This is a genomic window from Streptomyces spinoverrucosus, from assembly GCF_006539505.1.
Classification (GTDB): domain Bacteria; phylum Actinomycetota; class Actinomycetes; order Streptomycetales; family Streptomycetaceae; genus Streptomyces; species Streptomyces spinoverrucosus.
The window spans coordinates 20338-32906 of record NZ_BJND01000030.1 but is presented as its reverse complement, the minus strand read 5'-3'; the positions used below and the strand labels follow the sequence as shown (position 1 = coordinate 32906).

12 protein-coding genes are annotated in these 12569 nt (G+C 71.8%); all 12 read right to left on the bottom strand.

The window, feature by feature from the left end; all coding sequences use genetic code 11:
• Window positions 1-74: 74 nt before the first annotated feature.
• Window positions 75-1160, bottom strand: a complete 1086-nt coding sequence (locus SSP24_RS21395) for a prephenate dehydrogenase (RefSeq protein ID WP_141311282.1) — start codon at window positions 1158-1160, stop codon at window positions 75-77.
• Window positions 1157-1519 carry a chorismate mutase gene (aroH, locus tag SSP24_RS21390; RefSeq protein ID WP_141311281.1) on the bottom strand — a complete coding sequence of 121 codons (363 nt, stop codon included), beginning with the start codon at window positions 1517-1519 and terminating at the stop codon, window positions 1157-1159. Before aroH ends, SSP24_RS21395 begins: the two co-directional genes overlap by 4 nt.
• 106 nt (window positions 1520-1625) lie before the next feature.
• Complete coding sequence (locus SSP24_RS21385) at window positions 1626-2648, bottom strand: ADP-ribosylglycohydrolase family protein (RefSeq protein WP_141311280.1); 1023 nt, start codon at window positions 2646-2648, stop codon at window positions 1626-1628.
• Window positions 2645-3364: an NUDIX hydrolase gene (locus SSP24_RS21380; protein ID WP_141311279.1), complete on the bottom strand. Its 720-nt coding sequence runs from the start codon at window positions 3362-3364 to the stop codon at window positions 2645-2647. Before SSP24_RS21380 ends, SSP24_RS21385 begins: the two co-directional genes overlap by 4 nt.
• Before the next feature lie 92 nt (window positions 3365-3456).
• Window positions 3457-4527: a pseudouridine synthase gene (locus SSP24_RS21375; protein ID WP_141311278.1), complete on the bottom strand. Its 1071-nt coding sequence runs from the start codon at window positions 4525-4527 to the stop codon at window positions 3457-3459.
• The gene (scpB, locus tag SSP24_RS21370; protein ID WP_141311277.1) at window positions 4527-5183 is read right to left on the bottom strand and encodes an SMC-Scp complex subunit ScpB; all 657 of its coding nucleotides are present in this window, start codon (window positions 5181-5183) and stop codon (window positions 4527-4529) included. Before scpB ends, SSP24_RS21375 begins: the two co-directional genes overlap by 1 nt.
• Entirely contained in the window at window positions 5180-6283 is a 1104-nt protein-coding gene (locus SSP24_RS21365; RefSeq protein ID WP_141311276.1) for a segregation and condensation protein A, read from the bottom strand. The genes scpB and SSP24_RS21365 overlap by 4 nt, the downstream gene beginning before the upstream one ends.
• An 18-nt stretch (window positions 6284-6301) precedes the next feature.
• Window positions 6302-6871 carry a hypothetical protein gene (locus tag SSP24_RS21360; protein WP_167529650.1) on the bottom strand — a complete coding sequence of 190 codons (570 nt, stop codon included), beginning with the start codon at window positions 6869-6871 and terminating at the stop codon, window positions 6302-6304.
• On the bottom strand, window positions 6856-8034 hold the full coding sequence (locus SSP24_RS21355) for a ParA family protein (protein ID WP_141311275.1): 1179 nt from the start codon (window positions 8032-8034) through the stop codon (window positions 6856-6858). Before SSP24_RS21355 ends, SSP24_RS21360 begins: the two co-directional genes overlap by 16 nt.
• 358 nt (window positions 8035-8392) lie before the next feature.
• The gene (gene ald, locus SSP24_RS21350; RefSeq protein ID WP_167529649.1) at window positions 8393-9517 is read right to left on the bottom strand and encodes an alanine dehydrogenase; all 1125 of its coding nucleotides are present in this window, start codon (window positions 9515-9517) and stop codon (window positions 8393-8395) included.
• A 131-nt stretch (window positions 9518-9648) separates the two neighbouring features.
• Entirely contained in the window at window positions 9649-11712 is a 2064-nt protein-coding gene (locus SSP24_RS21345) for a tetratricopeptide repeat protein (RefSeq protein WP_141311274.1), read from the bottom strand.
• Between the two features lie 173 nt (window positions 11713-11885).
• Window positions 11886-12512, bottom strand: a complete 627-nt coding sequence (locus SSP24_RS21340; RefSeq protein WP_141311273.1) for an NUDIX domain-containing protein — start codon at window positions 12510-12512, stop codon at window positions 11886-11888.
• Between the last annotated feature and the right edge of the window lie 57 nt (window positions 12513-12569).

Sequence of the window (12569 nt, the reverse complement as noted above, 5' to 3'; positions counted from 1 at the left end):
GTGTGGGGCGTGCCGGTGCCCCGCACAAGGTTACTGGGTGCGGGTCACTCGTCCGGCCGCACGCACGCCACCCGCTACTGCCGGATCGCCCACCCTCGCTCCCGCAGGGCCGCCGTCAGCACGGGCGCCGCCTTCGGCTCCACCATCAGCTGCACGAGACCGGCCTGCTGCCCGGTCGCGTGCTCGATGCGTACGTCCTCGATGTTGACCCCGGCCTGCCCCGCGTCCGCGAAGATGCGGGCCAGCTGGCCGGGCTGGTCGTCGATGAGCACCGCGACGACCTCGTACGCCCGCGGCGCGGACCCGTGCTTGCCGGGCACGCGGACCTGCCCGGCGTTGCCCCGCCGCAGCACGTCCTCGATGCCGACGGTCCCCTCCCTGCGCTTGGCCTCGTCGGAGGACTGCAGGGCGCGCAGGGCCTGGACGGTCTCGCCGAGGTCGGCGGCGACATCGCTGAGCAGGTCGGCGACCGGGCCGGGGTTCGCGGAGAGGATGTCGATCCACATCCCCGGGTCGGAGGCGGCGATCCGGGTCACGTCCCGGATGCCCTGCCCGCACAGCCGTACGGCCGCCTCCTCGGCGTTCTCCAGACGGGCGGCGACCATGCTGGAGACCAGGTGGGGCATGTGCGAGACCAGGGCAACGGCCCGGTCGTGGGCGTCGGCGTCCATGACGACCGGCACGGCACGGCAGTGCGAGACCAGCTCCAGGGCGAGGTTCAGCACCTCGGTGTCGGTGTCCCGGGTGGGCGTGAGCACCCAGGGGCGGCCCTCGAAGAGGTCGCCGGTCGCGGCCAGCGGGCCGGACTTCTCCCGGCCGGACATGGGGTGCGTGCCGAGGTACCAGGTCAGGTCCAGCCCGAGCGCCTCCAGCTCCCGGCGCGGGCCGCCCTTGACGCTGGCCACGTCGATGTAGCCGCGGGCGACGCCGCGTCGCATGGCGTCGGCGAGCACCGCGGCGACGTGCGCGGGCGGGGCGGCGACGATCGCGAGGTCGACGGGCCCCTCGGGCGCCTCGTCCGTGCCGGCGCCGAGCGCGGCCGCCGTACGGGCCTGCTCGGGGTCGTGGTCGGCGAGGTGGACGACGACGCCGCGCTGGGCGAGGGCCAGGGCGGCGGAGGTGCCGATGAGCCCGGTGCCGATGACGAGTGCGGTTCTCACTGGGCGATGTCCTTGCGCAGAGCGGCGGCGGCGCCGAGGTAGACGTGGTTGATGTCGGCGCGCGGCTTGTCGGACTCGATGTGCGCGAGCACCCGGACGACCCGGGGCATCGCGCCCTCGATGTCCAGTTCCTGGGCGCAGATCAGCGGCACGTCGAGGATGCCGAGCTTGCGGGCGGCGGCGGCCGGGAAGTCGCTGTGCAGATCGGGCGTGGCCGTGAACCAGATGCTGATCAGGTCGTCGGTGGTCAGCCCGTTCCGCTCCAGGATGGCGGTGAGCAGGGCCCCGACCTGCTCGTCCATGTGGCCGGCCTCGTCCCGCTGAAGTTGGACGGCGCCCCGGACCGCTCGTACCGCCACGGCGATGCTCCTTGCTGGTGTGCGAATCGGCTCTACGTCCATCAAGCCTAGTCAGCCCGCTACACACAGGTGCGGGGCGCTCGCCCCCTGAGACGGAGCAGACGCCTCAGAGGTCCCAGAGCGCGCCCAGCGTGACCAGCTCCCCCCGGTACTCGATCCGGTCCGCCCACTCGGTCGGCCAGGCCTCGGCGCCGAGGTACGCGCCCGCGAAGGCCCCAGCGAGGCATGCGATGGAGTCGGAGTCGCCGGAGGTGCACGCGGCCCGCCGCAGGGCCGTCAGTGGCTCGTCCACGAACTGCAGGAAGCACAGCAGCCCGGTGGCCAGCGCCTCCTCGGCGATCCAGCCCTCCCCCGTGGCGAGGCAGGGGTCGGTCTCCGGCGAGATCGTCCGTACGGCGTCCCGCAGCCGGTCGAGCACCCCCAGGCACTCGTCCCACCCGCGCGCGATGAACTGCTCCGGCGTGGCGTCCTCCGCCCGCGTCCACAGATCGCCCAGCCAGCGCTCGTGGTAGCGGTTGCGGTTCTCGTAGGCGTACGACCGCAGCAGCCCGACCAGTCCGGTCGGCTCGGCGCCCTGCGCGAGCAGTCGTACGGCGTGCGCGGTGAGGTCGGACGCGGCGAGGGCCGTCGGATGCCCGTGCGTGAGGGCGGCCTGCAACTGGGCGGCGCCCGCGCGCTGTTCGTCGCTCAGGCCGGGGACCAGGCCGATCGGCGCGACCCTCATGTTGGCGCCGCAGCCCTTGGACTGGATCTGGCTGGCGTCCTGCCAGGCGCGGCTTTCGTCCTTGAGCATGTTGCACGCGACGAGGCAGGTCCGGCCCGGCGCCCGGTTGTTCTCCGGGGACTGGTACCAGTCCACGAACTCCTCGCGCACCGGCCGCTCGAACCGCTTGGGCCCGAGCACCCCCCGGTCCATCGCCGTCCGCAGCCCGCGCCCCAGCGCCAGCGTCATCTGGGTGTCGTCGGTGACGAGCGCGGGCGTGGGCAGTTCCAGCTGCCGCCAGGGTCCGTACTTGGCGAGGATCGACGGCACGTTGTGGAACTCGGTCGGGTAGCCGAGCGCGTCCCCGAGGGCGAGGCCGAGCAGTGAGCCGGTGGCGGCGCGCTTGCGGACGGTGGTCGTGGTCATGCGGGGCGTCCTTCCCGGGACGGTCGGAGGAGGGGCGGGTGCAGGGCGGCGGCGCCGCCCGCGCGGTAGAGGGCGGCGGGTTTGCCGCGGCCACCGGTCAGGCGCGCGGCGCCGGGGACCGGTTCGACGAAGCCGGGGGTGGCGAGCACCTTGCGCCGGAAGTTGGGCCGGTCGAGCGGGGTGCCCCACACGGTCTCGTAGACCTGCTGGAGCTCGCCGAGCGTGAACTCGGACGGGCAGAAGGCGGTGGCCAGGCCGGTGTACTCCAGCTTGGCGCCGACCCGCTCATGCGCGTCGGCCAGGATCCGGTCGTGGTCGAAGGCCAGCGGCCGGGCTGTGTCGTACGGCACCCAGCGGGCCTGCGCGGCATCGCCGCCGCCGTGCGGCTCGGGAGGGTCGGGCAGCAGCGCGGTGAAGGCGACGGACACGACCCGCATGCGGGGGTCGCGGTCCGGCTCGCTGTAGGTCCGCAGCTGCTCCAGGTGCAGCCCGGAGACGTCGGACAGGCCGGTCTCCTCGGAGAGTTCACGCCGGGCCGCCGTCTCGGCGGACTCGTCCGGCTGCACGAAGCCGCCGGGCAGCGCCCAGCGGCCGGCGTACGGCTCCTGTCCGCGCTCGACGAGCAGCACATGCAGCGCGCCGGCGCGGAGGGTGAGGACGGCGAGGTCGACGGTGACGGCGAAGGGTTCGTAGGCGTACTTGTCGTAGGCCCGCATACACCACCACCCCCTTAATAGTCGTACTGACTATAAAGGGGGTGGTCGTCACTCACAAGGGGGGACCAGCAAGGGCGGACTGAGGGGGCGGACTAGAGGTCCACTTCCTTCATCAGCATCCCGACCTCGGTGTTGGACAGCCGCCGCAGCCAGCCCGACTTCTGGTCGCCCAGCGTGATCGGGCCGAAGGCCGTGCGCACCAGCTTGTCGACGGGGAAGCCCGCCTCCGCCAGCATCCGCCGCACGATGTGCTTGCGGCCCTCGTGCAGGGTGACCTCGACGAGGTAGTTCTTGCCGGTCTGCTCGACGACCCGGAAGTGGTCCGCGCGCGCGTACCCGTCCTCCAGCTGGATGCCGTCCTTCAGTCGCTTGCCCAGGTCGCGCGGGATCGGGCCGACGATGTGCGCGAGGTAGGTCTTCTTCACGCCGTACTTGGGGTGGGTCAGGCGGTGGGCCAGCTCACCGTGGTTGGTGAGCAGGATGACGCCCTCGGTCTCGGTGTCGAGCCGGCCGACGTGGAAGAGCCGCGTCTCGCGGTTGGTGACGTAGTCGCCGAGGCACTGGCGCCCCTCGGGGTCCTCCATCGTCGAGACGACACCGGCGGGCTTGTTGAGGGAGAAGAACTGGTACGACTGCGTGGCGACCGTCAGGCCGTCGACCTTGATCTCGTCCTTCTCGGGGTCGACCCGCAGGCCCTGCTCGGTGACGATCTCGCCGTTGACCTCGACGCGGGCCTCGTCGATCAGCTCCTCGCAGGCGCGCCGGGAGCCGTAGCCCGCGCGCGCGAGCACCTTCTGCAGCCGCTCGCCCTCCTGCTCGGCGCCGGGGAAGGTCTTGGGCAGCTTGACGTCCTTCTTGCCCGCGTACCGCTCCCGGTTGCGCTCCTCGACCCGCGTCTCGTACTCACGCGAGCGCGCGGGTGCCGTACGCCCGCCCTGCTGGGGCTTCTTGGGCCCGCCCTTGGCGCCGCCGCGGGCCGCGCCGCCGCGTCCCGCCTTCGGGCCGTCCTTGGTCGCCCCGGGCCCCACGTCGTAGCGGCGCTCCTCGGGGCGGGGCTTGCGGGGGCGGCCCTGCCCCTGCTTCTGGTCCCTGTTGTTACCGGCACCGCGGTAGTTGCCGCGCCCGCCGGTCCCGCCACTCTTGCCACTGCCGCTGCTTCGCATCAAAGTTCCGTCGTCTTGTCGTCTGCGTCCTCGGAATCCGGAGCGTCCGGATCGAACGACGGCACGCCTTCCTGCGTCTCGGCCTCGATCGCCGCCGCCTCGGGGAGGAAGGGCGCGAGCTCCGGAAGTTCGTCCAGGCCGCGCAGGCCCATCCGCTCCAGGAAGTAGTTCGTCGTCGTGTACAGGATCGCACCTGTTTCGGGTTCCGTGCCCGCCTCCTGCACCAGCCCGCGCTGCAGGAGGGTGCGCATGACACCGTCGCAGTTGACTCCGCGTACGGCGGAGACGCGGCTGCGGCTGACCGGCTGGCGGTACGCCACCACCGCGAGCGTCTCCAGCGCCGCCTGGGTGAGCCGGGCGGTCTGGCCCTCCAGGGCGAGCCGCTCGACGGCGGGGGCGTACTCGGGGCGGGTGTAGAAACGCCAGCCGCCCGCGATGAGCCGCAGCTCGAAGCCGCGCCCCTGCGCGGTGTACTCGTCGGCCAGCTCCCGCAGCGCCTTGGTGATCGTCCGCTTGGGCCGCTCCAGTATCTTCGCGAGGTGCTCCACGGTCGCGGGCTCGTCCACGACCATCAGGACGGCCTCCAGGGCGGGCTTCAGCTCCAGATCGGCGACGGCACGCAGCCCGGCCGGCAGCTCGGTGGTCTCCTCGCTCACTCCTGCTCCTCCTGCTCCTGCTCCTGCTCCTGGGACTGGGACTGGGACGGGGCCTGCTCGGGCTGCTCCGGCGGTCGGTCGAACTCGTCGGTCACCATCGGTGCGGCATCCCCCTCGCCGCCGGTCCAGCGCACCAGCAGCTCCCCGAGGGCGGTCTCCTGCTCCAGCGCCACGGCCTTCTCCCGGTACAGCTCCAGCAACGCCAGGAACCTGGCCACCACGGTGAGGGTGTCGTCGGTGTCCTCGACGAGCGTGCGGAAGCTCGCCTCGCCGAGTTCCTTCAGCCGCGCCACGACGATCCCGGCCTGCTCCTGCACACTCACCAGCGGCGCGTGGATGTGGTCGACGTACACCTGCGGCTTGGGCTTCGGCTGCATCGCCTTGACCGCGAGCTTCGCGAACCCTTCCGGGCCGATGCTGATCACGACCTCGGGGAGCAGCTCGGCGTGCTGCGGTTCGAGGCCGACGGTGCGGGGGTAGCGGAGGGCCTCGTCGTCGAGGCGGCGGTTGAAGATCTCGGCGACCTGTTTGTACGCGCGGTACTGCAGGAGCCGCGCGAACAACAGGTCACGGGCCTCCAGCAGGGCCAGGTCGGCCTCGTCCTCCACCTCGGCGGCGGGCAGCAGCCGCGCCGCCTTCAGGTCGAGCAGGGTGGCGGCGACGACCAGGAACTCGGTCGTCTCGTCCAGGTCCCAGTCCGGCCCCATGGCCCGGATGTGCGCCATGAACTCGTCGGTCACCTTGGACAGGGCGACTTCGGTGACGTCGAGCTTGTGCTTGGAGATCAGCTGGAGCAGCAGGTCGAAGGGGCCCTCGAAGTTCGAGAGCCGCACCTTGAAGCCACCGGTGTCGCCCTCCGCGGGCTTCGTGGACTCAGCGGGCTCCGCGGGTTCGGGCTCGGGTTCCGGTACGACGACCTCGGGGACCTCGGGTTCCGGCTCCACGGGAGCGACCGGCGGAGGCGGAGCCTGTACAGGAACCGTCGCCTGAACAGGAACCGGAGCCTCAACGGGTACCGCCGGAGCCCCCGGCCCCCTCCCCAGCGCACGCCGACGACCGGCCGGGCCGGAGGGGGGAACTGGGGAACCGTTCGAGGTCATAGCCCCCGCAGGCTATCGCTACCGTCCACGGAGCCGTCGTACGAGGATGCTGGCGTCTCCCCGGGACTCCAGGTCGGCCAGCACCACGGCGACCGCCTCGCGCACGATCCGCCCCCGGTCGACGGCCAGCCCGTGCTCGCCCCGGAGCACGAGTCGCGCGTGCTCCAGATCCATGAGCTCCTCGGCGGAAACGTACACCGTGATCTTCTCGTCGTGCCGCTCACGCCCACTGGGCCGCCGCGTGGCCGCCCGTCCGCGCTTGCGCGGCGCCGCCGCGGCAGAACCTTCCTGCGCCGCCGTCTGACCCTGGCTCCGCGAGGAGCGCTCCGCGCCCCGGCTGCGCGACTCGGTGTCGGCGGGCTCCGCGTCGGCCGCGACATGCTCCGCGCCGTCGCCGTCCCCGCCCTGCGCGGGCACGGCCTGCGGCGCGTCCTCCGTGCCGGCGGCCGCGGCGTCGCCCTCCCCCGCAGGGGGCGGCACCCGGGCCTCGCCGTTGGCGCCCCGCCGGGGAGTGGATGCCTGGAGCGCCATTCCCCCTGTCGTACGGAACAGTTCGTCGGCCCCCGGCAGACTCACTCGGCGTGACACCGGGCGAGCACCTCCCTGGCGAGCTGGCGGTAGGCGGCGGCACCGACGGAGTTGGAGGCGTACGTGGTGATCGGCTCACCGGCGACCGTGGTCTCCGGGAAGCGGACCGTGCGCCCGATGACCGTGTGGTAGACGTGGTCGTCGAACGCCTCGACGACACGCGCGAGCACCTCACGGCTGTGCACCGTGCGCGAGTCGTACATGGTGGCGAGGATGCCGTCGAGCTCCAGCTCCGGGTTGAGCCGCTCCTGGACCTTCTCGATGGTCTCCGTCAGCAGTGCCACACCACGCAGGGCGAAGAACTCGCACTCCAGCGGCACGATCACCTTATGAGCGGCCGTCAGGGCGTTCACGGTGAGCAGGCCGAGCGAGGGCTGACAGTCGATCACGATGTAGTCGTAGTCCGGCAGCAGCGGCTTCAGCGCCCGCTGCAGCGAGGACTCGCGGGCCACCTCGGAGACCAGCTGGACCTCGGCCGCCGACAGGTCGATGTTGCTGGGCAGCAGGTCCATGTTGGGGACCGCGGTCTTCAGCAGCACCTCGTCGGCCGCCAGGCCCCGCTCCATGAGCAGGTTGTAGACGGTGAGGTCGAGCTCCATCGGGTTGACGCCGAGACCGACCGACAGCGCGCCCTGCGGGTCGAAGTCCACGAGCAGCACCCGGCGTCCGTACTCCGCGAGCGCGGCACCCAGATTGATGGTGGACGTCGTCTTGCCGACGCCGCCCTTCTGGTTGCACATCGCGATGATCGTCGCGGGCCCGTGATCGGTCAGCGGGCCCGGGATCGGGAAGTACGGCAGCGGGCGCCCGGTCGGGCCGATGCGCTCACGGCGCTGGCGGGCCGCGTCGGGCGCGAGGGTGGCCGCGTACTCCGGGTCGGGCTCGTACTCGGCGTCCGGGTCGTAGAAGTGCCCGTCGGGCATTTCCTCGTAGTCGGCGAAGTGGTTGTGGGGCGCGCCACTTCCGTCGCCGGCCATGGCGTTCACGTGATGGCCATCCATGCTCTGGTGTGCTGGCTGAGTCACCCCTGACTTGTGGTGACTCTGGTGGGCTGCGAAGGTGCGCACCGCGACGGAGCCGACAGCCTCGAACCCCGCGGGAGCCTGGCCCCGCGCAGGGCTTCCTGGTTGACCACCCCCGGGAGAAAATGTCGACTCATTCACAAGTCGTCTTACCTCCTTGGTGACCAGGAAACTTCTAGACAGGTCAGCGTGGCACCATGCCGACGTTTGGCGACTCTATGGCGTGTCGGGCGTCCGCAGCAACACAATCCGCCGGACCCGGCAGGATGTGTCGGCAATGAAACATCCCTCTGTCAAGGGCGTACGACCGTCGCACGGCAGGTTTCACCGGTGTGCGAATCGGTTCAAGGGTTACGTTCGAGGCGAGTTGACCGAGCGTCGCAAAGTGACCATACACACATCCGGCCGGACCTTGTCGGGCAAGGTCCGGCCGGGTGCTGGCGGTTGACGACCGATGTTGACGTATCGCCTTTACGAAAAGGTGACTTAGCCGAGCGACTCAGCCGAGCAGGGACTCAAGCTCCACGTGGTCCAGCCCGTGCGCCTCGGCGACCTGGCGGTAAACCACCTTGCCGTCATGCGTGTTGAGGCCCTTGGCCAGTGCCGGGTCACGGCGCAGTGCCTCGACCCAGCCGCGGTTGGCCAGCTCCACGATGTAGGGGAGCGTGGCGTTGGTGAGGGCGTTCGTGGAGGTGTTCGGCACCGCGCCGGGCATGTTGGCGACGCAGTAGAAGACCGACTCGTGGACCCGGAAGGTCGGCTCGGCGTGCGTGGTGGGGCGGGAGTCCTCGAAGCAGCCGCCCTGGTCGATCGCGATGTCGACAAGGACACTTCCCGGCTTCATCCGGGAGACCAGCTCGTTGGTGACGAGCTTCGGGGCCTTGGCGCCGGGGATGAGCACCGCGCCGATGACGAGGTCGGCGTCGAGGACGGCCTTCTCCAGCTCGAAGGAGTTGGACATGATCGCCTTGACCTTGGTACCGAAGATCCGGTCGGCCTCGCGCAGCTTGTTGATGTCGCGGTCCAGCAGGGTCACCTCGAAGCCCATGCCGACGGCGATCTGGGTGGCGTTCCAGCCGGAGACGCCCCCGCCGATGACGACGGCCTTGGCCGGGGTCACGCCCGGCACACCGCCCGGCAGCACACCACGGCCGCCGGCCGCGCGCATCAGGTGGTAGGCGCCGACCTGCGGGGCGAGGCGGCCCGCGACCTCGGACATCGGGGCGAGCAGCGGCAGCGCGCGGCTGGGCAGCTCGACGGTCTCGTAGGCGATGGCGGTGGTGCCGGACTCCAGCAGGGCGTCCGTGCACTCCTTGGAGGCAGCCAGGTGCAGGTAGGTGAAGAGCGTCTGGTCCTTGCGGAGGCGGTGGTACTCCTCGGCGATGGGCTCCTTCACCTTCAGCAGCAGGTCGGCAGAGGCCCACACCTCGTCGGCCGTCTCCAGGATCTGCGCGCCGGCGGCCACGTACTCGGCGTCCGTGATCGAGGAGCCGAGACCGGCGCCGCGCTCGATGACGACCTGGTGGCCGTTGCGCACCAGCTCGTGCACGCCGGCGGGGGTGATGGCCACCCGGAACTCGTTGTTCTTGACCTCGCGGGGGATGCCGACCTTCACGTCGATCACGGTCCTTGGCTCAGAGGGGGTGTATTACGCGACATACCCGGATGCACGGGGCACACCGGGAGACACCGCAGGAGAACGTGCGGCAGAGCCAGTCTAATGAAGGCGTTCCCGCTGTCTAGCCTTTCATTGCATCAATCTTCTGCGGATGTACTACGGATTTCGCAGGCGTTAGCGTCTTGTTCCGTGGCTGGATCTGGCGTTTCGTCCTCCTGGATCTCCTCCCCCAGCATGCGCTCGGCGGCGCTGCGGTGCAGCAGGGCGGCCGTGGGATCACCGAGACGCTCCAACGTGTCGGCCAGCCGCAGATGCAGCGCGGCCAGCAGGCGCACGTCCTCCGCGCGCCGCGCCCACTCCACGGCTTCCTGGCAGGTACGCAACGACTCCTCGGGCCGCCCCGCGTACTCCTGGACCCGCGCCAGCTCGCTCAACGCCCGGGCGTGGGCGGCCACATCGCCCAGCTTGCGGTACCCGGCGGTGGCGGCCCGCCAGTTGCGCTGCGCCTCGCCGTAGTGACCCGCGTAGGTGTGCGCGGTCGCGATCCGGCCGTACAGCCGGGCGGCCTCCTCGCGCTCCCCGCGGGCCAGCCGCTCGGCCAGGGCCCGGCCGAACCAGTCGGCGGCCCGGTCGTGATCCCCGAGCTCCTGGTGCGCGCCCCCTACGGATTCCATCGCGCGACCGGTCGCATACGGGTCGTTCGCCCGGCGTCCGGCGTCCAGCGCGGCCCGGTAACGGACCAGAGCGTCGGCCGTCCGGCCGGTACTGGCGTCCAGATCGCCCAGATTCAGCAGCGCCGCCGCCTGCTCCCTGGGCAGGTCCCGGCGCTCGGCCACGTCGAGGACGAGCCGGTGGATGCCGTACAGGTCGGGGGCGGCGGCCTGCATCCCGAAGTGGGCCACCATCGCCCGCACCAACTGGGACATCAGCCGCCGGGCCAGCGTGTCCAGCTCCCCGTCGGCGACCGCGAGCCGGGCCGAGGCGAGCAGGGCCGGGCGGCGCAGGCGCAGCCAGTCGGCCGCCGCCCGGGGAGTGGGAAAGCGCAGGGCGCGCGGGGTGCCGGCCAGCTTCTCGCGGGCCTGCGGGTTGTCGGTCTCGGTGATCGCCCGGCAGGACTGCAGCAGCCGTACCGTACGCTCCAGCATCCGGGCGCGGGCCAGCTGCAGCTCGCCGGGACGGTCCTCGGCCTCGGTGACGGCACGCAGCAGCGGGTGCAGACAGCCGGGCACCTCGTACTCCGCCAGCGGCGAGCCGCTTCTGCGCAGCAGGCCCAGGGCGACGAAGTCCTCCAGGGTGTGCCGGGCGCCGTTGACCGAGCAGCCGGCGAGCGCGGAGGCGGTGTGCGGGTCGACGCGGCCGGCGGGGGCGAGGGAGAGCAGGCGCAGGATCCGGGCGGCGGAGCCGGGCAGCGCGGCGTAGGCCAGCCGGAAGACCCGGCTGAGCGCTGTGCCGTCGTCGCCCTGGGAGTGCAGGTGCTTGGTGAGGTCGGCGACGGCCGCCTGCGGGCGGGCGGCGAGCCAGCCGCCGGCCATCATCAACGCGGCCGGCTGAGCCTGGCACGCCTCGACGAGTCCCTCCGCCGCCCGCGGGTCGACGGTGATCCGGACGGAGCCGGTGTGCCGGGACAGCAGCTCGACGGCGGACTTGGTGTCGAGGCCCCCGAGGGTGCACGGGCGGACGTCGGAGATGCCGGTCAGCGGGCCCTGGGCGACGGCGACGACCAGGCAGTCCGGGGCGTCCGGCAGCAGAGCGTCGACCTGCTCGGCGTCGGCCGCGTCGTCCAGCAGGAGCAGGACCCGGCGGCCGGTCAGGCCCTCGCGGAGCGCCGCCGTGAGGTCGTCCTCGGCGGCGCCGGGCGGGGTCGGCAGGCCCAGGGCGGTGAGCAGGTCGCCCGCGGTGCGGGTCATCGGCACGGGGGTGCCGTCGGGCTCGCTGAGCCGGGCGCGCAGCACCCCGTCGGGATAACGGCGAGCGACCTGTCGTACCAGCTCCTCGGCGAGGGCCGTACGGCCGGAGCCCGGTCGGCCCGCGATCAGCAGCACGCGCGCGCGGGGGGCCTTGCGGCCGGAGAGGGTGTCCAGTCCCGCACGCTCGATGTCGGCGCGCAGTTCCTTCAACTCCCGTGTGCGGCCCAGGAACTGGCTCTGCGCGGAGGTGACCGACACCTGCACGCCGTCTGGCTCCACCGCCTGATCCGCCACGGGCCACACTCCCGTCCAACCGCACGCGCAAAGACCCGCCGGGACTCCGGGTTCGGGCGTTTCAAGAGCCTAGTTCACGCTCTGCGACGAACCATGCGGAGCACGGCGGGCACGTCCCCCGATCGGATCAGGCGATCGTCACACCGCAGCACGTGGGGTGCGGCATACGGCGGCTAGATCTCGAAGGGACGCGCCGGCCACGGCGCCTGAGCGGGGCGCAGCGCGTCGAGCCCGTCGCCCTGCTGGGCGGCGACCAGCGAGAGGACGCCCACCACGAGGCAGTTGTTGTGCAGCTCACCGGCCAGGATGCCGCGTACCAGCTCCTGGAGGGGGACCCGCGCGAGCTCCAGGTCGATCTCCTCGTGCTCGGCCTCGAAGCGCTCGCCGTCGGCCTCGGACAGCTCGCGGGCGAGGAAGATGCGCACGGCCTCGTCGCAGCCGCCGGGCGTGGTGTAGACGTCGGTCAGCACCCGCCAGTCCTCGGCCTTGACGTGCGCCTCCTCGTACAGCTCGCGCTGCGCGGCGTGCAGCGGGTTCTCGCCGGGCACGTCGAGCAGGCCGGCCGGGATCTCCCACAGCTTCTGGCGCACCGGGTGCCGGTACTGGCGCAGCACCAGCACCCGGCCGGCGTCGTCGAGGGCGAGGACCGCCACCGAGCCGGGGTGGACCTGGTAGTCGCGGCGCACGACCGTGCCGTCGGGCATGACCACGTCGTCCGTGCGGACCGAGGTCTTGTTGCCCACGAAGGGGGTGTCCGTGGCCCGGATCTCCCACTCCTCGCGGGTGTCCTTGATCGTCATGCCCTGCCCTTCCAGACGTACTACCGGACGTGCACAAACAAGCCGGGGTGCTCACCT